The 23,810-nt window shown below is 72.8% G+C and carries 19 protein-coding genes; 11 read left to right on the top strand and 8 right to left on the bottom strand.

What is annotated here, in order from left to right; genetic code table 11:
• The first annotated feature begins 113 nt into the window (after window positions 1–113).
• The 7 genes from ACFUJR_RS16945 to lgt all read left to right on the top strand — a co-directional run bounded on the left by ACFUJR_RS16945 (window position 114) and on the right by lgt (window position 6,248).
• Complete coding sequence (locus ACFUJR_RS16945; protein WP_383172156.1) at window positions 114–578, top strand: DUF2752 domain-containing protein; 465 nt, start codon at window positions 114–116, stop codon at window positions 576–578.
• A 142-nt stretch (window positions 579–720) separates the two neighbouring features.
• The gene (gene trpC / locus ACFUJR_RS16940; protein WP_362369798.1) at window positions 721–1,530 is read left to right on the top strand and encodes an indole-3-glycerol phosphate synthase TrpC; all 810 of its coding nucleotides are present in this window, start codon (window positions 721–723) and stop codon (window positions 1,528–1,530) included.
• Between the two features lie 85 nt (window positions 1,531–1,615).
• Entirely contained in the window at window positions 1,616–1,825 is a 210-nt protein-coding gene (trpM, locus tag ACFUJR_RS16935; protein ID WP_383172154.1) for a tryptophan biosynthesis modulator TrpM, read from the top strand.
• Between the two features lie 345 nt (window positions 1,826–2,170).
• On the top strand, window positions 2,171–3,466 hold the full coding sequence (gene trpB / locus ACFUJR_RS16930; protein ID WP_383172150.1) for a tryptophan synthase subunit beta: 1,296 nt from the start codon (window positions 2,171–2,173) through the stop codon (window positions 3,464–3,466).
• Window positions 3,463–4,278, top strand: coding sequence for a tryptophan synthase subunit alpha (gene trpA / locus ACFUJR_RS16925; RefSeq protein ID WP_383172148.1), 816 nt, complete (start codon window positions 3,463–3,465; stop codon window positions 4,276–4,278). The genes trpB and trpA overlap by 4 nt, the downstream gene beginning before the upstream one ends.
• Before the next feature lie 64 nt (window positions 4,279–4,342).
• Window positions 4,343–5,164, top strand: coding sequence for a thioredoxin domain-containing protein (locus ACFUJR_RS16920; protein WP_383172146.1), 822 nt, complete (start codon window positions 4,343–4,345; stop codon window positions 5,162–5,164).
• A gap of 88 nt (window positions 5,165–5,252) precedes the next feature.
• Window positions 5,253–6,248 carry a prolipoprotein diacylglyceryl transferase gene (lgt, locus tag ACFUJR_RS16915; protein WP_383172144.1) on the top strand — a complete coding sequence of 332 codons (996 nt, stop codon included), beginning with the start codon at window positions 5,253–5,255 and terminating at the stop codon, window positions 6,246–6,248.
• An 82-nt stretch (window positions 6,249–6,330) separates the two neighbouring features.
• Here the strand turns inward: lgt and ACFUJR_RS16910 are convergent, their stop codons facing one another.
• From ACFUJR_RS16910 to ACFUJR_RS16880, 7 genes are read right to left on the bottom strand one after another with little or no spacing between them, the layout of a single operon-like run.
• The gene (locus ACFUJR_RS16910; protein ID WP_383172142.1) at window positions 6,331–7,137 is read right to left on the bottom strand and encodes an HpcH/HpaI aldolase/citrate lyase family protein; all 807 of its coding nucleotides are present in this window, start codon (window positions 7,135–7,137) and stop codon (window positions 6,331–6,333) included.
• Window positions 7,134–8,339, bottom strand: coding sequence for a CaiB/BaiF CoA transferase family protein (locus ACFUJR_RS16905; RefSeq protein WP_383172141.1), 1,206 nt, complete (start codon window positions 8,337–8,339; stop codon window positions 7,134–7,136). Before ACFUJR_RS16905 ends, ACFUJR_RS16910 begins: the two co-directional genes overlap by 4 nt.
• A complete protein-coding gene (rbsK, locus tag ACFUJR_RS16900) occupies window positions 8,336–9,256 on the bottom strand; it encodes a ribokinase (protein ID WP_383172139.1) in 921 nt (306 codons plus the stop codon). Before rbsK ends, ACFUJR_RS16905 begins: the two co-directional genes overlap by 4 nt.
• Window positions 9,253–10,602 carry an ADP-ribosylglycohydrolase family protein gene (locus tag ACFUJR_RS16895; RefSeq protein WP_383172137.1) on the bottom strand — a complete coding sequence of 450 codons (1,350 nt, stop codon included), beginning with the start codon at window positions 10,600–10,602 and terminating at the stop codon, window positions 9,253–9,255. Before ACFUJR_RS16895 ends, rbsK begins: the two co-directional genes overlap by 4 nt.
• Entirely contained in the window at window positions 10,599–11,753 is a 1,155-nt protein-coding gene (locus ACFUJR_RS16890) for an ADP-ribosylglycohydrolase family protein (protein WP_383172135.1), read from the bottom strand. Before ACFUJR_RS16890 ends, ACFUJR_RS16895 begins: the two co-directional genes overlap by 4 nt.
• Window positions 11,734–13,131, bottom strand: a complete 1,398-nt coding sequence (locus ACFUJR_RS16885; RefSeq protein WP_383172133.1) for an ADP-ribosylglycohydrolase family protein — start codon at window positions 13,129–13,131, stop codon at window positions 11,734–11,736. The genes ACFUJR_RS16890 and ACFUJR_RS16885 overlap by 20 nt, the downstream gene beginning before the upstream one ends.
• The gene (locus tag ACFUJR_RS16880) at window positions 13,128–14,138 is read right to left on the bottom strand and encodes an ADP-ribosylglycohydrolase family protein (RefSeq protein WP_383172131.1); all 1,011 of its coding nucleotides are present in this window, start codon (window positions 14,136–14,138) and stop codon (window positions 13,128–13,130) included. Before ACFUJR_RS16880 ends, ACFUJR_RS16885 begins: the two co-directional genes overlap by 4 nt.
• A 218-nt stretch (window positions 14,139–14,356) precedes the next feature.
• Here ACFUJR_RS16880 and ACFUJR_RS16875 point away from each other — a divergent pair, with 218 nt between their 5' ends.
• The 3 genes from ACFUJR_RS16875 to ACFUJR_RS16865 all read left to right on the top strand — a co-directional run bounded on the left by ACFUJR_RS16875 (window position 14,357) and on the right by ACFUJR_RS16865 (window position 21,581).
• Complete coding sequence (locus ACFUJR_RS16875) at window positions 14,357–15,085, top strand: VIT1/CCC1 transporter family protein (protein WP_383172129.1); 729 nt, start codon at window positions 14,357–14,359, stop codon at window positions 15,083–15,085.
• A 453-nt stretch (window positions 15,086–15,538) separates the two neighbouring features.
• Window positions 15,539–20,128: a glutamate synthase large subunit gene (gene gltB, locus ACFUJR_RS16870; protein ID WP_383172127.1), complete on the top strand. Its 4,590-nt coding sequence runs from the start codon at window positions 15,539–15,541 to the stop codon at window positions 20,126–20,128.
• Window positions 20,121–21,581, top strand: coding sequence for a glutamate synthase subunit beta (locus ACFUJR_RS16865; protein WP_383172125.1), 1,461 nt, complete (start codon window positions 20,121–20,123; stop codon window positions 21,579–21,581). Before gltB ends, ACFUJR_RS16865 begins: the two co-directional genes overlap by 8 nt.
• 129 nt (window positions 21,582–21,710) lie before the next feature.
• On the opposite strand, the gene ACFUJR_RS16860 is transcribed toward ACFUJR_RS16865, so the two are convergent.
• On the bottom strand, window positions 21,711–22,751 hold the full coding sequence (locus ACFUJR_RS16860; RefSeq protein WP_383172123.1) for a hypothetical protein: 1,041 nt from the start codon (window positions 22,749–22,751) through the stop codon (window positions 21,711–21,713).
• A 322-nt stretch (window positions 22,752–23,073) separates the two neighbouring features.
• Between ACFUJR_RS16860 and ACFUJR_RS16855 the strand changes: the two genes are divergently transcribed.
• Entirely contained in the window at window positions 23,074–23,793 is a 720-nt protein-coding gene (locus tag ACFUJR_RS16855; RefSeq protein ID WP_383172121.1) for a VWA domain-containing protein, read from the top strand.
• Window positions 23,794–23,810: the final 17 nt, after the last annotated feature.

Raw genomic sequence — 23,810 nt, 5'->3', positions numbered from 1 at the left:
CCCGGGCGGGGTCCGGATCCCCGGCGGGCGCCGCCGGACCCGCGAGTCCGGCGGGGGACTCCCAGAGCGTGGGGAGCCCGCCGGCCCGCCGCGTGCCCGGCTCTGCCGGGCCCCTGGGGCAGCCGGGCCTCCCGGCGGACGCCTCCGGGCAGCCCGGTGTCCCGGGCAGGCGCCCCGGGTGGGCCGTGGGGCGGCGGCTGGTCGTGCCGGGCGGGGTGCTCGCCGGGGTCGGCGTCGCGTTCGCGTACGTGGCGACCGTCGATCCCAACGAGCCCGGGCACTATCCCGTCTGCCCGCTGCTCCGCTTCACCGGGCTGTACTGCCCCGGCTGCGGCGGCCTGCGCAGTGCCCACGCCTTCGTCCACGGCGACCTCGCCGCCGCGTTCGGCGCCAACGCCCTCGCCGTCGTCGGCTACGGCCTCTTCGCCCTCGTCATGGCCCTGTGGCTGATTCGCGCCGTACGCGGCGTACCGATGAGGATCGCCGTCACCCCCGCCTGGGGGTGGGCGATCGGCGCCCTCCTCGCCCTCTTCACCCTCGTGCGGAACCTTCCGTTCGGCTCCGCGCTCGCCCCCTGACCCCGCACCGGAAGTCCCAGTAAGTGGGACGCGTCTCGGCCGGATGCGAGTCCGGAGCCCCGGTGCGGATACCATCGACATGGCTGAACCTGGTTCCTCCGCACCACCGTCACCATCACCGTCCCGGAAGGGGGCCTCTCGCGTGAGTGTGCTCGACGAGATCATCGAAGGCGTGCGCGCCGACCTCGCAGAGCGGCAGGCGCGGGTCTCCCTCGACGAGCTCAAGGAGCGCGCCGCCAAGGCGCCGCAGGCCAAGGACGGCGTCGCCGCACTGCGCGGCGAGGGCGTCACCGTGATCTGCGAGGTCAAGCGTTCCAGCCCGTCCAAGGGCGCGCTCGCCGCGATCGCCGACCCGGCCGGTCTGGCCGCGGACTACGAGGCGGGCGGCGCCGCCGTCATCTCCGTGCTCACCGAGGAGCGCCGCTTCGGCGGCTCGCTCGCCGACCTCGAGGCCGTTCGTGCCCGGGTCGACATCCCGGTCCTGCGCAAGGACTTCATCGTCACGGCGTACCAGCTGTGGGAGGCCCGCGCCTACGGCGCCGACCTCGCCCTCCTGATCGTCGCCGCGCTCGAGCAGGAGGCCCTCGTCTCCCTGATCGAGCGCGCCGAGTCCATCGGCCTGACGCCGCTGGTCGAGGTCCACGACGAGGAGGAGGTCGAGCGCGCCGTCGATGCGGGCGCCCGGATCATCGGCGTCAACGCGCGGAACCTCAAGACCCTCAAGGTCGACCGCTCCACCTTCGAGCGCGTCGCCCCCGAGATCCCGGCCGGCATCGTCAAGGTCGCCGAGTCCGGCGTCCGCGGGCCGCACGACCTCATCGCGTACGCCAACGCCGGCGCCGACGCGGTCCTGGTCGGCGAGTCCCTCGTGACCGGCCGCGACCCGAAGGCCGCTGTCGCCGACCTCGTGGCCGCCGGCGCCCACCCGGCCCTGCGCCACGGGCGGGGCTGACCCCGCCATGACCCCGCACCGCGCCACGCCGACCACCCAGGGCCCCGTCGCCCCGGGTGCGTTCGGCGCGGGCGCGGTGACCGCGGTGCCCAGCCGTGCGCTGCGCACCCGGCTCCGTACCGCCGCCGCGCCCGCCCACGCCCCGCTGGCCCGGGGCTGCCGGCCGCGCGGCTGCCGCGCACCCGCCCGCCGTGTCCACGGCCGCCGGGTGCGGTACGTGATCGGTGACGAGCCCGGCCAGGTCAACGGGATGCGATGGCGCCCGCGCCCCGCGCGCATTCTCACGACGGCCTGACCCAGGCTCGCCCCGTTGTGGGCATTCGTTCCCGCAGGGCTGGGGGCACCGCCCAGAGGCAGCTCTGGGGGAGGGTGGGCACAACGGAACGGCGCCCTGGCGGGCGCGTCCGCCCCGTGCCTGCCCCGCCCCGTGACCGCACCGCCCTCGTGGGCGCCGGGCACCCGGAGCGGAGGCACCCGCGGGGTGCCGTCCCGTGTGCCCACCCTCCCCCAGACTTCGTCCGGGGGGACCCCCAGCCCTGCGGGACGACTGCCCACACGGGACGCGACGGAGTCGCGCGCAGCACGTGACCACCAGACCGCAACGTCACCCCGGGGCGCTCGCCCCGCGAGGAGCAGCCGCATGTCCAGCGAGTTCTTCATTCCGGACCCGGAGGGTCAGGTTCCGAACGCCGAGGGTTACTTCGGCGCCTTCGGCGGCAAGTTCATCCCGGAGGCGCTCGTCGCCGCCGTGGACGAGGTCGCCGTCGAGTACGACAAGGCCAAGGCCGACCCCGAGTTCGCCCGTGAGCTCAACGACCTGATGGTCCACTACACCGGCCGTCCGAGCGCCCTCACCGAGGTCCCCCGGTTCGCCGAGCACGCCGGCGGTGCCCGGGTGTTCCTCAAGCGCGAGGACCTCAACCACACCGGCTCGCACAAGATCAACAACGTCCTCGGCCAGGCCCTGCTCACCAAGCGCATGGGCAAGACCCGTGTCATCGCCGAGACCGGCGCCGGTCAGCACGGTGTCGCCACCGCCACCGCCTGTGCCCTCTTCGGGCTCGAATGCACCATCTACATGGGCGAGATCGACACCCGGCGCCAGGCGCTGAACGTCGCCCGGATGCGCATGCTCGGCGCCGAGGTCGTCCCGGTGAAGTCCGGCAGCCGCACCCTCAAGGACGCCATCAACGAGGCGTTCCGCGACTGGGTCGCCAACGTCGACCGTACGCACTACCTCTTCGGGACCGTCGCCGGGCCGCACCCGTTCCCCGCCATGGTCCGCGACTTCCACCGCGTCATCGGTGTCGAGGCCCGCCGGCAGATCCTGGAGCGCGCGGGCCGCCTCCCCGACGCGGCCATCGCGTGCGTCGGCGGCGGATCCAACGCCATCGGCCTCTTCCACGCCTTCATCCCCGACACCGACGTGCGCCTCATCGGCTGCGAGCCGGCCGGACACGGCGTCGAGACCGGCGAGCACGCCGCCACCCTCACCGCCGGTGAGCCCGGCATCCTGCACGGCTCGCGGTCGTACGTCCTCCAGGACGACGAGGGCCAGATCACCGAGCCGTACTCCATCTCGGCGGGTCTGGACTACCCGGGCATCGGCCCGGAGCACTCGTACCTCAAGGACACCGGCCGCGGCGAGTACCGCGCCGTCACCGACGACGCTGCCATGCAGGCCCTGCGGCTGCTCTCCCGTACCGAGGGCATCATCCCCGCCATCGAGTCCGCGCACGCGCTCGCCGGGGCCCTCGAGGTCGGCAGGGAGCTGGGCCCCGAGGGCCTGCTCGTCGTCAACCTCTCCGGGCGTGGCGACAAGGACATGGACACCGCCGCCCGCTACTTCGGGCTGTACGACACCGACGCGGCCCCCGTCGAGGCCGACGCCGCCGCCGAGGACGGCGCGGGCGAGATCCGGAGGGACACCAAGTGAGCGGCAACATCCAGCTCCTCAGCGACACGCTGGCCAAGGCGAAGGCCGAGAACCGCGCCGCTCTCATCGCCTACCTCCCGGCCGGATTCCCGACCGTGGACGGCGGCATCGAGGCGATCAAGGCCGTCTTCGACGGCGGCGCCGACATCGTCGAGGTCGGCCTCCCGCACAGCGACCCGGTCCTGGACGGCCCCGTCATCCAGACCGCCGACGACATCGCCCTGCGCGGCGGCGTCAGGATCGCCGACGTGATGCGCACGGTGCGCGAGGCCTTCGAGGCCACCGGGAAGCCGGTCCTGGTCATGACGTACTGGAACCCGATCGACCGCTACGGTGTCGAGCGGTTCACCGAGGAGCTCGCCGCGGCCGGCGGCGCGGGCTGCATCCTGCCCGACCTGCCGGTCCAGGAGTCCGCCCAGTGGCGTGAGCACGCCGAGAAGCACGGGCTCGCGACCGTCTTCGTGGTCGCCCCGAGCAGCCAGGACGCGCGCCTCGCCACCATCACGGCCGCCGGCTCCGGCTTCGTGTACGCCGCCTCGCTCATGGGTGTCACCGGCACCCGCGAGTCCGTCGGAGCCGAGGCGGCCGACCTCGTCCGCCGCACCCGCGCCACCTCCGACCTGCCCGTCTGCATGGGTCTCGGCGTCTCCAACGCCGAGCAGGCCAAGGAGGTCGCGGGCTTCGCCGACGGCGTCATCGTCGGCTCCGCCTTCGTCAAGCGGATGCTCGACGCCGACGGAGAGGCCGCCGGACTCGCCGCCGTAAGGGAACTGGCGGCCGAACTCGCCGAGGGCGTGCGTCGCGTTTCGTAACCCGTACGGGTGGATCTGTGACCGGGGAGGCGCGGACGCGCCTCCCCGGTTCGTTGCTGAGGGCGTGAGCCAGAAGAACAGTGACGGTAATCGGAGTGCGCGGGAGCGCCTCCAGCAGCAGCGCGAGCGCGAGAAGGCCAGGGAGAAGCAGCGGCGGGTCCTGATCGTGTCGGCCGCGGTCGTCGGCGTCCTCGGCCTGGCCGCGGTCGCCGGAGTGATCGCCGCCAACACCGGGGGCGACGACGGCGGCTCGGACAAGGCGGGACCGGTCGTCGCCCCCACCGGTGCGATCGAGGGGGACAAGCCCGCGATCCCCACGGGGGCGTCGGACGCCCCGTCCACGCTCGCGATCTGGGAGGACTTCCGCTGCCCGGCCTGCGCCTCCTTCGAGAACGCGTTCCGGGACACGATCCACGAGCTGGAGGCCTCGGGCGCGCTCAAGACCGAGTACCACCTCGCCACCCTCATCGACCGCAACATGGGGGGCCAGGGGTCGCTCCGGGCCGCGAACGCGGCGGCCTGCGCCCAGGACGCCGGGAAGTTCACCGCGTACCACGACACGCTGTACATCAACCAGCCGCCGGAGCCGGACGACGCCTTCGGCGACAACGCCAAGCTGATCGAACTCGCGGCGAAGGTGCCGGGGCTCGACACGCCGGCCTTCCGCAGCTGTGTCGAGGACGGTACGCACGACAGCTGGGTCGGGAAGTCGAACGAGGCCTTCCAGAAGGGCGACTTCCAGGGCACGCCGTCGGTGCTGCTCAACGGAGAATCGATCTTCCCGTCGAAGGGGAGCGAGCAGATCTCCCCGGAGAACCTGAAGAAGTGGGTCGCCGAGGCGAACGAGGGCAAGAAGCCGGGCACGGCCTCGCCCGCGGCGGGCTGACGTTCGCCGTGGTGATCCGCTTAGTTACGCAGACGTTGCCGGGTGGGCTGCCCCCACGCCCGCCCGGCAAGGTAGCGTCGGTTCTGCCATGGACCTTGCCTACATTCCCAGCCCGTCGACCGGTGTTCTCCACCTCGGACCGGTCCCGCTGCGCGCCTACGCCTTCTGCATCATCATCGGTGTCTTCGTCGCCGTCTGGATCGGCAACAAGCGCTGGATCGCCCGGGGCGGCAAAGCCGGCACCGTGGCCGACATCGCCGTCTGGGCCGTGCCCTTCGGTCTCGTCGGCGGTCGGCTCTACCACGTCGTCACCGACTACCAGCTGTACTTCAGCGAGGGCGAGAACTGGGTCGACGCCTTCAAGATCTGGGAGGGCGGCCTCGGTATCTGGGGCGCCATCGCGCTCGGCGCGGTGGGCGCCTGGATCGGCGCCCGTCGGCGCGGCATTCCGCTGCCCGCGTACGCGGACGCGATCGCTCCCGGCATCGCCCTCGCCCAGGCCATCGGCCGCTGGGGCAACTGGTTCAACCAGGAGCTGTACGGCAAGGAGACCACGCTCCCCTGGGGTCTGGAGATCTCCGCCGGCACCAACCGCGAGGAAGGGATCTACCACCCGACCTTCCTCTACGAGTCGCTCTGGTGCATCGGTGTCGCGCTCCTGGTCATCTGGGCCGACCGCCGCTTCAGGATGGGCCACGGACGGGCGTTCGCGCTGTACGTCGCCGCGTACTGCGCGGGCCGCGGCTGGATCGAGTACATGCGCGTCGACGAGGCGCACCACATCCTCGGCCTCCGGCTGAACGTCTGGACCGCGATCGGCGTCTTCGTCCTGGCCGTCGCGTACATCGTGATCTCGTCCCGGCTCCGCCCGGGACGGGAGGAGATCGTGGAGCCCGAGAAGGACAAGCCGGCCGGCGACGGCGAGGGAGCGGCCGCGATCGAGTCCAAGGACGAGACCGAGATCTCTCCGCCGGACGGTGAGGGCCACGGTGAGGACGAGGCCGGGACCGCCCGACGTGAGGCCGTGACCGACGCGCCGACCGACGCGCCCGCGAACGGCACGGAGTCCGCCGCCAAGGGCTGACCGAGCAGAACCGCGCCACAGGGCCGCCGGGACCGATGGGTCCGGGCGGCCCTGCGGCGTTCGGGCGGAGCCCGCGCCGTGGTCAGGCGGTTCGCGCCGACAGGGTCAGGACACGGCGGGCGCCCTCGACGACCGCCGCGTCGACGAAGCGGCCGTCCGGGAGGGCCAGGGCGCCCTCCTCCGTCTGGGCCGCCTTCACGACCTCCTCGGCCGCGGCGATCTCGTCGGGTGTGGGGAGGTAGGCCTGCTCGATGACCGGGAGCTGGCGGGGGTGGATCGCCGCCCGGCCGAGGAAGCCCATGGCCCGGCCACGTGCGCAGCCCGCCGCCAGGGAGTCGAGGTCGCGGATGTCGGGATGGACCGACTGGATCGGGGGCGGGAGCGCCGCCGCGCGGGCGGCGACGACCAGGCGGCCGCGCGACCAGTCGAGGCCGCAGTCGTCCCGTACCCCCAGATCGGCGCGGAGATCCGACTCGCCGAGGGCGATGCCGTGGACGGAGGGATGGGCGGTGGCGATGGTGTACGCCCGCTCGACGGCGAGCGCGTTCTCCAGGAGCGCGTAGAGCGGAAGACCGGAGGTGACCTCGGCGATCCGGTGGATGTCAGTGGCGTGTGTCACCTTGGGAACACGGAGACCACGGAGGCCGGGGAGGGGGGCCAGGGAGGGGATGTCGCGTGGGGAGTGGATGCGGACATGGATCGGTACGGGATGGGGATCGGCGAGCAGATCGGCCGTGGCGGCCAGCGCGTACGCCTTGCGGTCCGGGGCCACCGCGTCCTCCAGATCGACGATCACCACGTCCGCGCCGGAGACCAGGGCCTTCTGGACGACGGCGGGGCGGTCCCCGGGGGCGTACAGCCAGGTGAGGGGGAAGTGCGTACCGGTCATACGGCTCCTTCGCCGCGTAGGGCGCCGATCTCGGCCGGAGTGAGGCCGAGCTCGGTGAGGACCTCGGCCGTGTCCGCGCCGTGCGGGCGCCCGGCCCAGCGGATCCCGCCGGGGGTCTCGGAGAGCCGGAAGAGGACGTTCTGCATCCGGATCGGTCCCAGCTCGGGGTCCGGGACCTCCGTGACGGTGTCCAGGGCGCGGAACTGCGGATCCTCCATCACGTCCCGGACGTCGTAGACGGGCGCGATCGCCGCCTCGGCCTTCTCGAAGGCGGCCATCGCCTCCTCACGGGTGTGGCGGGCGATCCAGGTGCCGACCGCCTCGTCGAGTTCGTCCGCGTGAGCGGCCCGGCTCGCTCCGTCGGCGAACCAGGGCTCGTCGATCAGCTCGGGGCGGCCGACCAGCCGGAGCACGCGCTCGGCGATCGACTGGGCCGAGGTGGAGACGGCGACCCAGCAGTCGTCGGACGTGCGGTACGTGTTGCGGGGAGCGTTGTTGCGGGAGCGGTTTCCGGTGCGGGGCTGGACATAACCGAGCTGGTCGTACCAGAGGGAGTGGGGCCCGATGACGGAGAGCATCGGTTCGATGATGGCCATGTCGACGACCTGGCCGCGGCCGGTGGCCGTCCTGGCGGTGAGTGCGGTCATCACCGCGTACGCCGTGGCCAGGGCGGCGATCGAGTCGGCGAGGCCGAAGGGGGGAAGGGTGGGCGGACCGTCCGGTTCGCCGGTGATGGCGGCGAAGCCGCTCATGGCCTCGGCCAGGGTGCCGAAGCCGGGACGGTGGGAGTACGGGCCGAACTGGCCGAAACCGGTGACCCGGGCGAGGACGAGCCCGGGGTTGGCGGTGGACAGCGCCTCCCAGCCCAGGCCCCAGCGTTCCAGGGTGCCGGGGCGGAAGTTCTCCACGATCACGTCCGCGTCGGCGGCCAGACGCAGCAGGGTGTCCCGGCCGCCGGGGGAGGAGAGATCGAGGGTGATGGTGCGCTTGTTGCGGCCGAGGACCTTCCACCAGAGACCGACCCCGTCCTTGGCGGGTCCATGACCGCGGGACGGATCGGGCTTGCGGGGGTGCTCGACCTTGATGACGTCGGCGCCGAAGTCGCCGAGCATCATCGCCGCGAGCGGACCGGCGAAGAGGGTGGCGAGATCCAGCACGCGCAGCCCGTCGAGGGGAGGTGCGGTGTCGGGGGTGCGGGTCATACGGCGTCGACCTCCTGGCCGTCGAGGGAGTCGTGGGCCGTGTCGATCTCCGGGCGGTACGGCATCGAGGACGAGGCGCCTTCGTGCTGGACGGAGAGCGCCGCCGCGGTCGACGCCCAGGACATGGCCTCGCGGACGGGCCGCCCCTCGCCGAGGGCGACGGCGAGCGCGCCCACGAAGGTGTCGCCCGCGGCGGTGGTGTCCACGGCGCGGACGCGGGGGGCGGGGACGGTGAACGGCTCGGTGTCGCGGGCTGCGTAGAGGGAGCCGGCCGCGCCGAGGGTGATGACCACCTCGGGGACCTGGGCGAGCAGGGCGATGGCGGCGGAGCGCGGGTCGGCGACCCCGGTGAGCGCGGCGGCCTCGTGTTCGTTGGGAACCAAGAGGTCGGTGGCGGCGAGGAGTTCGGGAGGGAGCGGCTGCGCGGGGGCGGGAGTGAGGACGGTACGGACGCCGAGGCGGCGGGCGGTGAGGGCGCCCTCGACGACCACCGGGAGGGGGAGTTCGAGCTGGAGGAGCAGGGTTCCGGCGTTGGCGATCAGGGCCTCGTCGCCGTGGTCGAGGGAGGCGACGGTGCCGTTGGCGCCGGGGACGACCACGATCGCGTTGCCGCCCTCGTCGTCGACGACGATGTGCGCGGTGCCGGAGGGGCCTTCGACGGTGCGCAGCAGGTCGGTCTCGACCCCGGAGGCTTCGAGCGCCGCCCGGAGCCGTGCGCCGAAGTCGTCGGTGCCTACCGCGCCGATCATCGACACGTCGGCGCCGGCCCTGGCCGCGGCGACGGCCTGGTTGGCGCCCTTGCCCCCGGGGATCGTCCGGAACTCCCGTCCGGTGACGGTCTCGCCGCGCGCCGGGGCCCGGGGGACGAAGGCGACGAGGTCCATGTTGGTGCTGCCGAGCACCACGATGCTGGTCATGGGCGTACTGCCTCCAGATACGTCAGTTCGGCCAGGGTGTCGAAGCCGATGCCGTCGAAGGACGGGATAGAGGTGGAGAGCCGGTTCTTCAGCGGGGTGGTCCAGCGCTCCGGCAGCCGGTCGGGGTGGCCGGCGAGGAGCCCGGCGACGGAACCGGCGGTGGCGCCGTTGGAGTCGGTGTCCCAGCCGCCGGAGACCGCCGCGCAGATGGTGCGCGAGAAGTCGCCGGCGCCGTGGGTGAGGGCGGCGGCGAGGAGGGCGGAGTTGGGGACGGCATGGACCCAGTGGTACCCGCCGAGAGCGGTGTGGAGCCGGTCCACGACGGCGTCGAAGTCGGGGGTGGCGCGGGCCGCCTCGATACCGAGGCGGACGGCGCGCGCGAGCCGCGAGCGCGGCGGGATCACGGCGAGGCCCGCGACGAGGGCCTGGTGGACGTCGGCCGTGCCGCCCGCGGCGGCGGCGATCGTCGCGGCGACGAACCGGGCGCCGTGGACGCCGTTCGCGGTGTGGGTGAGCGCCGCGTCCCGGTGCGCCTGCTCGGCGGCGGCCCCGGGGTCGCCGGGGTTCGTCCAGCCGTGGACGTCGGCGCGGATCTGGGCGCCGATCCACTCGCGGAAGGGGTTGCGGTGGACGGCGGTCAGCGGGGGTTCGATGCCGTCGAGGAGGTTGCGGTAGGCGATGCGCTCGGCGGTGAAGGTGCGGCCGGCGGGGAGTTCGTCGAGCCAGAGGCGCGCGACGTCGGCGGTGGAGAAGCCGCGGCCGTACCGCTGGAGGAGCAGCAGGTTGAGGAGGGGGTAGTTGAGGTCGTCGTCCTCGGGCATCCCGTCGATGTTCTCGGCGAGCGAGGTGGCCGCGGAGCGGCGGTTCCACGGGTGGGCGGCGAGCAGCTCCGCGGGGACGCCGGTCGCGGTGAACCAGGTGGTGAGGGGCCAGTTGCCGGCGGCGCGGGCGAGGGCGCGGATGGCGGGGAGGGGGAGCTTCTCCACGGGCTTGCCGAGGAGACAGCCGGCGGCGCGTCCGAGCCAGGCGGCGTGCAGCCGGTCGCGGAGCGGCCCGCAATCCGCCGGCCCGCTCCGTCCCGCAACGCCGACGGGGCCTGGGGCGCCGGCCCCGTGCTCTTCGGGTGGGGCGGGGAGGGCCGACAGCTGGTCCAGGAGGGATGCGGCGAGGTCGCGGAGGTCGGGGCGGGGGGTGGGGGAGGCGCCGGCCGTCAGGGGCGCGGGGTGGCCGCCCGCCTGGTGCCAGCGGGCGGCGATGGCCGTCGCGTCGCGGCCGTCCTCCGCCGCCTGGCGGAGTTCGTGGCCGACGAGGTCCTCCGGCTGGACCCAGGTGACGCGCAGGTTCATCGGACTGCCGCGCCCGTGAGGGTCGCGTACGCGGACTCGTGGGCCCGGCGGCGTGCCGTGTCGCGGGCGAAGACCTCATGGGCGACGGCCGTCAGCGCCCGCGCCGGGGCGTGCAGGTCCAGACGGCTCGCCTCGGCGACCCGCTTCGCCCAGGCGGGCGGTACCGCGGCCTCGCCGGCCAGGGCGCCCACGATCGCGCCCGCCATCGTCGCGATCGAGTCGCAGTCGCGGCCGTAGTTGACCGCGCCCAGGACCGTACGCCGGTAGTCGCCGCCGCCGACGAGCAGCATCCCCAGCGCGATCGGGAGCTCCTCGATCGCGTGCAGCCGCGACGGGCGGCGCGCCCCCAGCGACGGCGCGCGGTAGTCGGGTCCGACCGTGTCGAACGGTGCCACCGCCCGGCGAAGAGGCGCGAGGGCGGACTCGAAGTCCGTGTGCCGGGCCGCGACTTCGGCGACCGCCTCGATCGCCGTGCGGGTGCCGTCCTTCGCCAGGGAGCCGGCGGCGGTCACGACCGACTCCGGGGTCGCGCCCGGTGCGCACGCCGCCGCCACGGCCGCCGCGAACACCCCCGCCGCCTCGCGGCCGTACGAGGACTGGTGCGGCGCCGCGATGTCCAGCGCCTCCGCGTACGCCGCCTCCGGGTGCGCCGCGTTGATCAGACCCACGGGCGCCATGTACATCGCCGCACCGCAGTTGACGATGTTTCCGCTGCCCGCCTCGCGCGGATCGACATGGCCGTAGTGGAGTCGGGCCACGAGCCACTTCTCCGCAAGGAAGACCCGCTGGAGGGGGAGCGCCTCCGTTTCGAGTTCGGGGATCCAGACCGGGTTGCCGATGAGTTCGGGGACGAGGTGGTCGGCCACCGCGTACGCGTCGAGATGGTCACGCACCTTCTCGTACACCCTGATCAGGGCGTGGGTCATCAAGGTGTCGTCGGTGACGTGCCCGTCGCCCTTGTGGTACGGCGCGATGGGACGGGCCGTGCGCCAGGCGTCCCCGTTCCAGGGGCCGACGACGCCGGTGACCCGGCCGCCGTGGCGCTCGACGATCTGCTCGGGGGTGTAGCCCTCCACGGGGCCGCCGAGGGCGTCGCCGACGGCGGCCCCGAGGAGACTTCCGGTGATCCGGTCATCCAGTGTGGGAGTCATGCCGGAATTGTCCACCCGGGGTGGTCAGTTCCGTGTCTCCGAGCAGCCCGGCGAGTTCGACGAGATCCGTGCCCGCGAGGCGGGGGAGCGCGCAGCCGGCCAGCCTGCGACACGCCTCCCGCCAGGTGACGGGGAGGGCGCCGGCGCCGCCGAGCGCACCGGTGAGCGCGCCCGCGAGCGCGGGGGCGGAGTCCGCGACACGCGAGAGACAGGCGGCGGCGGGTACGGCCCCGGCCGCCTCGCCGCGCGCCGCGAGGGCGAGGGCCAGCGCGACCGGGACGGTCTCGGCGGCGGCGATGCCGTAGCTGTAGACGTGGTCGACGATCTGGTGCTCCAGGAGGGGGACCAGCTCGAAGGCGCTCGCGGCGTTCTGCGCCATCTTCACGGCCTGCTGGGCGTTGCGGCCGATCTCGGTGGTCGGCGGGAGTTGCGCGAGGGCCGCCGCCACGGCCTCGTCGACGGTCGCACCGCCGAGGGCTGCGGCGACGGCGGCGGCCATCGCGCGGGCGCCGTGGACGCCGTCGCCGTCCTGGGTGTACCGGGCGTCGAACTCGGCGAGTTCGGCGGCGGCGACCGGGTCTCCCGGGTGGACGATCGCGAGCACGGCGGCGCGGACGCAGGCGGCGTCGTCGAAGTAGTGCGGATTGTCGTGGCCGGTGGCGGGGGGACGCAGCCCGGTGGCGAGGTTGCCGAGCCCGGCGCGCACGGAGATCCGGGCGCGCAGGGGCAGGACGGCGGACTCGACCTCGGGGGCGCGGTCTGCGGCGGCCGCGACCTGGCCGGCGAGGGAGTTCCAGGCGAGGTCGACGGCGGCCCGCAGGCGGCGCTCCGGCGGGAGCGTGGCGAAGAGGGGGCCGGTGGCGGCGAGGACCGCCTCGGCGGTGAAGACCGCCCATTCGGCGTCGTCGGAGGGGCCGAGACGGAGGGGTTCGGGGGGCTGGTTGAGGGCGATGGGGACGGGGAGGGTGGTGGTGGCGTTCTGTTCGGCGAAGGTGTCGAGTTCGCGGGTGAGGCGGCGGGTCCACTCGGGCATGCGGGCGGCGCGGTGGCGGGCCGCGGGCCAGCCGGCGGCGTCGCCCGCCGCGAGGCCGAGAAGGAGGCCGGCGATCTTGGCGGTGCCGGGGCGTCCGTCCTGGGCGCCGGCTCCGGGTCCGCCGTCCGGGCTTCCGTGGGGGGCGGCTCCGGGTCCGCCGTCCGGGCTTCCGTGGGGGGCGGCCCTGTCCAGGGCGCCGCGCTCGTGGTCTGTGCCCGCCCTCTCCCGGACTTCGTCCGCTGGGACCCCCAGCGCCCCGGCGGAGCAGACGCCCACAGGGGACGGAACCGTCGCGGCGGCGTGGGCGGAGCCGTAGGCGCGGTGGGTGGGGTCCGTGGTGGTCATGCCGCCTCCTCCTCGTCCGCCGTCAGCAGGTCCGCGATGTCCAGCACGTGGTAACCCCGCATCGACGGGAGGCAGCTGCCCGTCACCGGGGCGATCGCCGTCGCCCACTCCTCCGGGATCGCCGAGACGCCCGACGCGGCGCCCGCGAGCGCGCCCGCGACCGCCGCCGTCGTGTCGGCGTCGCGGCCCATGTTGACCGCCGTCAGGACCGCCGTGCGGAAGTCGCCGCGGGCCGCCGCGAAGGCGCCGAACGCGAGAGCCACCGCCTCCGGGGCGAGGTCCGTCCACGGGTAGCCGCCGATGACCACCGCCGAGCGGACCGTCCGCTCGCGGACCAGCGGATCGGGGTCCACCCGCTGCGCCGCCACCACCGCGCGGCGCATCGAGCGGGCTGTCCAGGAGTCCATCGGGACCACCGAGAGGGCCGCCGCGATGACCGAGGTCACCGACGCGCCGCCCATCGCCGCCGCGACGCCCGCCGCGACCGCCTGGCCGCCGTAGATGCCCTCGCCGTCGTGGCTCACGGTGCCGTCGATGGCGACCAGCCGGGCCGCCTCCGACGGACGGCCCGCCGCGAAGACCCCGAACGGCGCGGCCCGCATCGCCAGACCGTCCGACCACGCGTGCCGGTGCTGGGCCGAGATGGGTGCGGCAAGGCCCCGCCGGAGGTTCTCCAGCGTGCCGCGCTCGCTGAAGCCCGCCCCGCGGAACGGGCCCTCGTCCAGGTCCGCGATCCAGTGGTGCCAGGCCCGTTCCACGTGCTGGACGGTCAGTGCCGAGCCGTGCCGGGCGAGCAGCAGCCCCGAGAAGATCGCGTACTCGGTGTCGTCCGTGCCGGACGGACTGTCCGTCACGAAGCCCTCGATCCGGCCCCAACGGCGGCGGATCTCCGATGGGCGCATGTTCTCGGCCGGCGCGCCGAGCGCGTCACCGACCGCGAGGCCGAGCAGTGCGCCCCGCGCGCGCTCGCGCGTATCGCATGCCGTCGTTGCCGTCTCGCTCACCATCTCGCACCCCTTTCACGGTTCCTGAATCTCTGCCACATCGGGAGGCGATGACGTCGCAGAAACGTCTCTGTCACCCGGCTGGCACCCCGCCAGAAGAGCAAGGTCAGCCTTACTAAGTACGGCCTGCCTTGCTGGCGCGCCCCTTACGTCGGGCGTATTTTCGAGGGTGCGGGGGCGGCGGGTGCAGCCCGGCCCGCCGGAGGAGACAGGGGAGAGGCATGTCCATCATCGAAGTCCAGGCACCACTGCACGAAGCCCACCGCGACAACCACACGCACCGCGATGTGAACGGCGGCTGGCTTCGCCCGGCGGTGTTCGGAGCCATGGACGGACTGGTCTCCAACCTCGCGCTGATGACCGGTGTCGCGGGTGGCGCGGTCTCGCAGCAGACCATCGTCATCACCGGCCTCGCCGGACTCGCGGCCGGTGCCTTCTCCATGGCGGCCGGCGAGTACACCTCCGTCGCCTCGCAGCGCGAACTCGTCCAGGCGGAACTGGACGTCGAACGCCGCCAGTTGCGCAAGCACCCGATCGACGAGATGGAGGAGCTCGCCGCGCTGTACGTGTCCCGTGGTGTCGAGCCCGCGCTCGCCCGCGAGGTCGCGATGCAGCTGTCCCGCGACCCGGAGCAGGCGCTGGAGATCCACGCCCGTGAGGAGCTGGGCATCGACCCCGACGACCTCCCGTCGCCGATGACCGCCGCCGTGTCGTCCTTCGCCTCGTTCGCGCTCGGCGCCCTGCTTCCCGTACTGCCCTACCTGCTCGGCGCCGGCGCGCTGTGGCCGGCCGTGCTGCTGGCGCTCCTCGGGCTCTTCGGCTGCGGCGCCCTGGTGGCCCGGGTGACGGCGCGCAGCTGGTGGTTCAGCGGACTGCGTCAGCTCGTGCTCGGTGGTGCCGCCGCGGCCCTCACGTACGGACTCGGCATGCTCTTCGGGGCGGCGCTCTGACCTCGCAGCCCTGCCCCCTGTGGACCCCGGAAGGCCCTCGTCCTGCGGCGAGGGCCTTCCGCGTGCATGCTTGCTGTGACGTATATCCCCTGGGCGGATGGGCTGCCCGGTGAGACACTATGCACAGCGCGACATATGTAGCCGTTACCCGGCGGTTTCGAATCCATGACCACCGGGCATGAGGCGTAAGCGCCGCGGGCAATGAGGCTCGCTCTGCGCCGGGTCGTCCGACCCCTGAGAACCACCGTGGAACCCACACTTCACGCGTGAACCACCATCACCGCTCCGTGTCAGCGGTGTCCGCATGTTGGAATGAGCTATCCACTTCGCGAGAAGTCAGCCATCATGTAACCTGCACGAAATTTCGCGGAGGGCCAACGTCGTCCCTCGGCAGCCGCCCTCCCAGACGGAGTCTGGGAGGTGCCCCCAGCCACGACGACGACGGGAGAGCCGATGCGTTCCGACGCCTGGTCGCCCATGGACGGTCGCCCCGCTCCGCAGGGGATGTACGACCCCCGTAACGAACACGACGCCTGTGGTGTCGGGTTCGTGGCCACCCTGACCGGTGTTGCCAGCCACGCCCTGGTCGAGCAGGCGCTGACCGTACTGCGCAATCTCGAGCACCGCGGCGCCACCGGCTCCGAGCCCGACTCCGGAGACGGCGCCGGCATCCTGCTCCAGGTTCCGGACGCCTTCCTGCGCGAGGTCACCGACTTCGACCTCCCCGCCGCCGGCGCCTACGCCGTCGGTATCGCCTTCCTCCCTGCCGACGGCTCCGCACAGGCCGTCTCGCAGATCGAGACGATCGCGTCCGAGGAGGGTCTGAACGTCCTCGGCTGGCGCGAGGTCCCCGTCGCCCCCGAGCTGCTCGGCGCCTCCGCCCGCTCCACCATGCCGGTCTTCCGCCAGCTCTTCGTCGCTGGGGGCACCTCCCAGGCCGAAGGCTCCGGGGGAGGCACCAGCACGGGCATCGCGCTGGACCGCAAGGCGTTCGTGCTGCGCAAGCGCGCCGAGCGTGAGGCCGGGACGTACTTCCCGTCGCTCTCCGCCCGCACCATCGTCTACAAGGGCATGCTGACCACCGGCCAGCTGGAGCCCTTCTTCCCGGACCTGTCGGACCGCCGCTGCGCCACCGCCGTGGCCCTGGTCCACTCCCGGTTCTCCACCAACACCTTCCCGAGCTGGCCGCTGGCCCACCCGTACCGCTTCGTCGCCCACAACGGCGAGATCAACACGGTCAAGGGCAACCGCAACTGGATGACGGCCCGCGAGGCCCAGCTCGCCTCGGACGTCTTCGGTGAGGGCTCGCTGGAGCGGATCTTCCCGGTCTGCACCCCGGACGCCTCCGACTCGGCCTCCTTCGACGAGGTCCTGGAGCTGCTCCACCTCGGCGGCCGTTCGCTGCCGCACTCGGTCCTGATGATGGTCCCCGAGGCGTGGGAGAACCACGAGTCCATGGACCCGGCCCGGCGCGCGTTCTACCAGTACCACTCCACGATGATGGAGCCCTGGGACGGCCCGGCCTGTATCACCTTCACCGACGGCGTCCAGGTCGGCGCGGTCCTGGACCGCAACGGTCTGCGCCCCGGCCGCTACTGGGTCACCGACGAGGGCCTCGTCGTCCTCTCCTCCGAGGTCGGCGTCCTCGACATCGACCCCGCCAAGGTCGTCCGCAAGGGCCGCCTCCAGCCCGGCAAGATGTTCCTCGTCGACACCGCCGAGCACCGGATCATCGAGGACGACGAGATCAAGGCCGGTCTCGCCGCCGAGAAGCCGTACGCCGAGTGGCTGGAGACCGGGGAGATCGAGCTCTCCGACCTCCCCGAGCGCGAGCACATCGTGCACACCCACGCCTCGGTCACCCGCCGCCAGCAGACCTTCGGCTACACCGAGGAAGAGCTGCGCATCATCCTCGCCCCGATGGCCCGCACCGGTGGCGAGCCCCTCGGCTCCATGGGCACGGACTCGCCGATCGCGGCCCTGTCCGAGCGCCCCCGGCTGCTCTTCGACTACTTCACCCAGCTCTTCGCGCAGGTCACCAACCCGCCGCTGGACGCCATCCGCGAGGAGCTCGTCACCTCGCTGCACTCCTCGCTGGGCCCGCAGGGCAACCTGCTCGACCCGACCGCCGCGTCGTGCCGCAGCGTCACGCTGCCCTTCCCGGTGATCGACAACGACGAGCTGGCCAAGCTCATCCACATCAACGCCGACGGCGACATGCCCGGCATGAAGGCCGCGACCCTCTCCGGCCTGTACCGGGTCTCCGGCGGCGGCGACGCGCTCGCCGCCCGCATCGAGGAGATCTGCGCCGAGACCGACGCGGCGATCGAGGGCGGCGCCCACCTGCTCGTCCTCTCGGACCGGCACTCCGACGCCGAGCACGCGCCGATCCCGTCGCTGCTGCTCACCGCGGCCGTCCACCACCACCTCATCCGTACCAAGCAGCGCACCAGGGTGGGTCTGCTGGTCGAGGCCGGCGACGTCCGCGAGGTCCACCACGTGGCCCTCCTCATCGGCTACGGCGCCGCCGCCGTCAACCCGTACCTGGCGATGGAGTCGGTCGAGGACCTGGTCCGCGCCGGCACCTTCATCGAGGGCCTGGAGCCCGAGCAGGCCATCCGGAACCTGATCTACGCCCTCGGCAAGGGCGTCCTCAAGGTCATGTCCAAGATGGGCATCTCGACCGTCGCCTCCTACCGCGGCGCCCAGGTCTTCGAGGCCGTCGGCCTCGACACCGCCTTCGTCGAGAAGTACTTCAACGGCACGGCCACCAAGATCGGCGGCGCCGGTCTCGACGTCGTCGCCAAGGAGGTCGCCGCCCGCCACGCCAAGGCGTACCCCGCCTCCGGCGTCCCCTCCGCGCACCGCGCGCTCGACATCGGCGGCGAGTACCAGTGGCGCCGCGAGGGCGAGCCGCACCTGTTCGACCCGGAGACCGTCTTCCGCCTGCAGCACGCCACGCGCAACAAGCGGTACGACATCTTCAAGAAGTACACGGACCGGGTGAACGAGCAGTCCGAGCGTCTGATGACGCTCCGCGGGCTCTTCGGCTTCGCCGGCGACCGGGAAGCGATCTCCATCGACGAGGTCGAGCCGGTCTCCGAGATCGTGAAGCGGTTCTCGACGGGCGCCATGTCGTACGGCTCCATCTCGCGCGAGGCGCACGAGACCCTCGCCATCGCCATGAACCAGCTGGGCGGCAAGTCCAACACCGGTGAGGGCGGCGAGGACCCGGAGCGCCTCTACGACCCGGCGCGCCGCTCCTCCATCAAGCAGGTCGCCTCCGGCCGCTTCGGCGTGACCAGCGAGTACCTGGTCAACGCGGACGACATCCAGATCAAGATGGCCCAGGGCGCCAAGCCCGGCGAGGGCGGCCAGCTGCCCGGCCACAAGGTCTACCCGTGGGTCGCCAAGACCCGGCACTCCACCCCGGGTGTCGGTCTGATCTCCCCGCCGCCGCACCACGACATCTACTCCATCGAGGACCTGGCTCAGCTGATCCACGACCTCAAGAACGCCAACCCGGCCGCGCGTATCCACGTGAAGCTGGTGTCGGAGGTCGGTGTCGGCACGGTCGCCGCCGGTGTCTCCAAGGCGCACGCGGACGTCGTCCTCATCTCCGGCCACGACGGCGGTACGGGCGCCTCCCCGCTCACCTCGCTGAAGCACGCGGGCGGCCCCTGGGAACTCGGCCTCGCCGAGACCCAGCAGACGCTGCTGCTCAACGGCCTGCGCGACCGGATCGTCGTGCAGACCGACGGCCAGCTCAAGACCGGCCGTGACGTCGTCATCGCCGCGCTGCTCGGCGCCGAGGAGTTCGGTTTCGCGACCGCGCCGCTCGTCGTCTCCGGCTGCGTCATGATGCGCGTCTGCCACCTGGACACCTGCCCGGTCGGCATCGCCACCCAGAACCCGGTCCTGCGCGACCGCTTCTCCGGCAAGGCCGAGTTCGTCGTGAACTTCTTCGAGTTCATCGCCGAGGAGGTCCGCGAGATCCTCGCCGAGCTGGGCTTCCGTACGCTCGAGGAGGCCGTCGGCCACGCCGAGCTGCTCGACACCAGCCGCGCCGTGACGCACTGGAAGGCGCAGGGCCTGGACCTGTCCCCGCTCTTCCACGTGCCCGAGCTGCCCGAGGGCGCGGTCCGTCACGCCCTGATCGAGCAGGACCACGGTCTGGAGAAGGCCCTCGACAACGAGCTGATCGAGCTCGCCGCCGAGGCGCTGGGCGCGGCGACGGCCGAGGACGCCCAGCCGGTCCGGGCCCAGGTCGCGATCCGCAACATCAACCGGACGGTCGGCACCATGCTCGGCCACGAGGTGACGAAGAAGTTCGGCGGCGCGGGTCTCCCGGCCGACACCATCGACATCACCTTCACCGGCTCCGCCGGCCAGTCGTTCGGCGCGTTCCTGCCGGCCGGTGTCACGCTCCGCCTGGAGGGCGACGCCAACGACTACGTCGGCAAGGGGCTCTCCGGCGGCCGCATCGTCGTCCGCCCAGACCGCGGCGCCGACCACCTGGCCGAGTACTCGACCATCGCCGGCAACACCATCGCGTACGGCGCGACCGGCGGAGAGCTGTTCCTGCGAGGCCGCACCGGCGAGCGCTTCTGCGTCCGCAACTCCGGCGCGCTGGTCGTCTCGGAGGGCGTGGGCGACCACGGCTGCGAGTACATGACCGGCGGCACGGCGGTCGTCCTGGGCGAGACGGGCCGCAACTTCGCGGCCGGCATGTCGGGCGGCGTCGCGTACGTCGTCGACCTCGACCGGGACAACGTCAACTCCGGCAACCTGTCCGCCGTCGAGGCGCTGACGGACTCCGACAAGCAGTGGCTGCACGACGTCGTGCGCCGCCACCACGAGGAGACCGGTTCGACGGTCGCGGAGAAGCTCCTTGCCGACTGGCCCGCGAACGCGGAGCGCTTCAGCAAGATCATCCCGACCACGTACAAGGCAGTGCTCGCCGCCAAGGACGCCGCTGAGCTCGCCGGTCTCTCCGAGGCCGAGACCACCGAGAAGATGATGGAGGCGGCGACCCATGGCTGACCCCAAGGGCTTCCTGACCACCGGGCGCGAAGTCGCCAAGACCCGTCCGGTGGGCGAGCGAGTCAAGGACTTCAACGAGGTCTACGTCCCCGGCTCCCTGCTGCCGATCATCAGCAAGCAGGCCGGCCGCTGCATGGACTGCGGCATCCCGTTCTGCCACAACGGCTGCCCGCTCGGGAACCTGATCCCCGAGTGGAACGACTACGCCTACCGCGAGGACTGGGCGCAGGCGTCCGAGCGGCTGCACGCGACCAACAACTTCCCGGAGTTCACCGGGCGGCTCTGCCCGGCTCCGTGCGAGTCGGCGTGCGTGCTCGGCATCAACCAGCCGGCCGTCACCATCAAGAACGTCGAAGTCTCGATCATCGACAAGGCGTGGGACGGGAACGACGTCAAGCCGCAGGCGCCCGAGCGCCTGTCCGGCAAGACCGTCGCCGTCGTCGGCTCGGGCCCGGCGGGTCTGGCCGCGGCCCAGCAGCTCACGCGGGCAGGCCACACGGTCGCCGTGTTCGAGCGCGCGGACCGGATCGGTGGGCTGCTGCGGTACGGCATCCCCGAGTTCAAGATGGAGAAGCGGCACATCAACCGCCGTATCGAGCAGATGCGCGCGGAGGGCACCAAGTTCCGTACGGGTGTCGAGATCGGCCGCGACATCACGGCGACGGACCTGCGCAAGCGGTACGACGCCGTGGTCATCGCCGCGGGCGCCACGACCGCGCGTGACCTGCCGGTCCCGGGCCGCGAGCTGTCCGGCATCCACCAGGCGATGGAGTACCTGCCGCTGGCCAACAAGGTCGTCGAGGGCGACTTCGTGGCCGCGCCGATCACGGCCGAGGGCAAGCACGTCGTCGTCATCGGCGGCGGCGACACCGGCGCGGACTGCGTGGGCACGGCCCACCGCCAGGGCGCGGCCTCGGTCACGCAGCTGGAGATCATGCCGCGACCGGGCGAGGAGCGGTCGGCCGGCCAGCCGTGGCCGACGTTCCCGATGCTGTACAAGGTCACCTCGGCGCACGAGGAGGGCGGCGAGCGGGTCTACTCCGTCTCCACCACCCACTTCGAGGGGGACGAGGACGGCAACGTCCAGTTCCTGCACCTGGTCGAGGTGGAGTTCGTCGACGGCAAGCTCACGCAGAAGCCCGGCACCGAGCGGAGGATCCCGGCGCAGCTGGTCACGCTCGCGATGGGCTTCACGGGTACGGACGTCGAGAACGGCCTGGTGGCGCAGTTTGGTCTAGACCTCGATGAGCGGGGTAACATCGCCCGTGACGCGGACTTCGCCACCAACGTCGGTGGTGTGTTCGTGGCCGGTGACGCCGGCCGCGGCCAGTCGCTGATCGTCTGGGCGATCGCCGAGGGCCGTTCGGCCGCCCGCGGAGTCGACCGCTTCCTGACGGGTGCGAGCGACCTCCCGGCCCCGATCCGCCCGACGGACCGATCCCTGACGGTCTGACCGTCCCGTCCCCGAGACGTCCCGTACAACGACGTACGGAACTGAGCGCGGCGCCCCCCGAATGTCCCCGACCGGACGACTGGGAGGGCGCCGCGGCGCGTCCGGGCGTGGCGCCGCCGTCGCGCAGGACTACTGCGAGCTCATCCGGTGCGGGTGCGACGGGTCCGCCGGGCAGACGAAGGCCCGGTACTCGTCGCGCGCCGCCGAGATCCCGGTCGGCCCGTACAGGTCAGGCGGCCGCGTGGGGTCCCAGACGTCCTGCGCCTCCTCGTACGACAGCCAGCTGCGCCCGCCCCCGCCGGAGTCGATCGTCAGCAGCAGACGCATCTCCGTGCCACAGGCGCCGCAGTACACCCGCATCAGGTCCGTCCGGTGCCAGGAGTCCCAGCCGCCGATCTTCCAGCCCGGCGCGAGGGAGAGATCGTACTGGTAGCCGGGCGCCGCGTCCCCGGCTCGCTCCCGCAGGGCACCCTCCCAGGCGTCGATCCGCTCGACCAGTTCCCCGGGAAGGCGGTCCGCGAAGGGGTACTCGACGACCTGCTCGGGGAACAGCACGCACGGGTTCGGCAGAAACTCCTTCCGCTCCACGACCGGCGGTTCCGGCTGGTCGGTGAGCACCTCCCGTACGTCCGCCGCACGCCGCCAGAGCAGCCGCGTCGACGGGCCGTAGTCGTCGGGCGAGGCGTCGTCATGCCCCCTGAACGGACACCACAGCACCTGCAGCAGGTCCGTCCCGGGCGGCGCGAACACCGCGAGGTCCGGCACGTCACGGACGTGGAACTGGGCCAGGGCGAGCAGCGGGAGCGGGGAGCCGTCGTGCCGGTCCGGCTGGTAGCCGGAGCAGGTCATCTCGTCCAGCTCCGCTCGTTCGGCGTCGGTGTACGGCACGTGGTCGGCGTCGGCCGGCCGGGGACGCGCCCAGGCGGCCTCGACGATCCGTTCGTACCGCCGTGCCCGCTCCGGACGCACGCCACGTGCCCGTCCGTGTGCCTCCCCGCACACCGGCCACGCCTCGTCCGCCGGCCACAGCAGCGGCCCGCCCACCGAACTGTCCGCCGCGGTCGGCGTGCCCCGGCGCGGGTGCAGCAGCGTCGCGGTGCGGGCGCACGCCCTGAGTTCGGGGAAGGGGATCGTGATGTCCAGCGGACGGTACGGCGTGGTCGGTCTCACTCGTCCAGGCTAGCGAGCCGGCCCGCAGCGCCCGCCAGGGCCGCGTCCGCTTCCGGAAGCCCCCCCCGCGCCCCCAGGAACCCGGGAAGACGCCGGTGTGCAGCCGCACTTCGGCGCGGACCCCCGCTGAGGAGAGCCGGCGGGCGCACGCGGCACCCGCCCTCGCCGCCCCTCACACCCTCCTCATGCCGGACTTCCCCGGCTTCGGCGCGAGCGCGCAGCCGGCCGACCACACGGACGATGCGCGTACGCTCGGGAGTCCATGAGGGTGAGGAGTCCGCGCGGCAGCGGTCCGCGTGGTCCTGGGGAGGGGGAGCCGTCCGTGGCACTGAGTCTGCGTAAGGTCGAGGAGACCGCACCGGCGCTGGTGAGTCTCTACAAGTCGGCGGGGGTCTCGCTGCGCAAGCACGGGATGGACGGGCAGCGCGTCGCCGTCTACCTCGTGCTCGACTACTCGGGCTCGATGAAGCCGTACTACAAGGACGGCAGCGTCCAGGCGCTGGCCGACCGGGTGTTGGGCCTCTCGGCCAACCTGGACGACGACGGGCGGGTGCCCGTGGTCTTCTTCTCCACCGACATCGACGCCGAGACCGAGATCGAACTCGCCGACCACCAGGGGCGGATCGACCGGATCGTCGCCGGGCTCGGCCATATGGGCAAGACCAGCTACCACCTGGCGATGGACGCGGTCATCGACCACTACCTCGACAGCGGCACCACCGCGCCCGCGCTCGTCGTCTTCCAGACCGACGGCGGGCCGATCAACAAGCTGGCCGCGGAACGGTACGTCTGCAAGGCGGCGAAGCTGCCGCTCTTCTGGCAGTTCGTCGGCTTCGGCGACCCCGGCAGCCGGCAGTTCGAATTCCTGCGCAAGCTGGACGAGCTGGCGGTTCCGGACAAGCGACTCGTCGACAACGCCGGGTTCTTCCACGCCGGAGCGGACCCGCGCAGGGTCCCGGACGCCGAGTTGTACGACCGGATCCTCGCCGAGTTCCCCGCCTGGCTCTCCGCCGCCCGGGCCGCCGCCGTCGTCCGCCCGTGAGACGCCGGCAGCCCCGG

It is taken from the genome of Streptomyces sp. NPDC057271 (assembly GCF_042668715.1).
Lineage (GTDB): Bacteria > Actinomycetota > Actinomycetes > Streptomycetales > Streptomycetaceae > Streptomyces.
The sequence above is the reverse complement of the archived record's forward strand: the minus strand, read 5'-3'. Positions and strand labels throughout refer to the sequence as shown.

Coding starts and splice junctions, on each gene's coding strand:
- trpB (WP_383172150.1), top strand. CDS start 2,171: ATGTCCAGCGAGTTCTTCATTCCGGACCCGGAGGGTCAGGTTCCGAAC.
- lgt (WP_383172144.1), top strand. CDS start 5,253: ATGGACCTTGCCTACATTCCCAGCCCGTCGACCGGTGTTCTCCACCTC.
- ACFUJR_RS16910 (WP_383172142.1), bottom strand. CDS start 7,137: ATGACCGGTACGCACTTCCCCCTCACCTGGCTGTACGCCCCCGGGGAC.
- ACFUJR_RS16905 (WP_383172141.1), bottom strand. CDS start 8,339: ATGACCCGCACCCCCGACACCGCACCTCCCCTCGACGGGCTGCGCGTG.
- rbsK (WP_383172139.1), bottom strand. CDS start 9,256: ATGACCAGCATCGTGGTGCTCGGCAGCACCAACATGGACCTCGTCGCC.
- ACFUJR_RS16895 (WP_383172137.1), bottom strand. CDS start 10,602: ATGAACCTGCGCGTCACCTGGGTCCAGCCGGAGGACCTCGTCGGCCAC.
- ACFUJR_RS16890 (WP_383172135.1), bottom strand. CDS start 11,753: ATGACTCCCACACTGGATGACCGGATCACCGGAAGTCTCCTCGGGGCC.
- ACFUJR_RS16885 (WP_383172133.1), bottom strand. CDS start 13,131: ATGACCACCACGGACCCCACCCACCGCGCCTACGGCTCCGCCCACGCC.
- ACFUJR_RS16880 (WP_383172131.1), bottom strand. CDS start 14,138: ATGGTGAGCGAGACGGCAACGACGGCATGCGATACGCGCGAGCGCGCG.
- ACFUJR_RS16875 (WP_383172129.1), top strand. CDS start 14,357: ATGTCCATCATCGAAGTCCAGGCACCACTGCACGAAGCCCACCGCGAC.
- gltB (WP_383172127.1), top strand. CDS start 15,539: ATGCGTTCCGACGCCTGGTCGCCCATGGACGGTCGCCCCGCTCCGCAG.
- ACFUJR_RS16865 (WP_383172125.1), top strand. CDS start 20,121: ATGGCTGACCCCAAGGGCTTCCTGACCACCGGGCGCGAAGTCGCCAAG.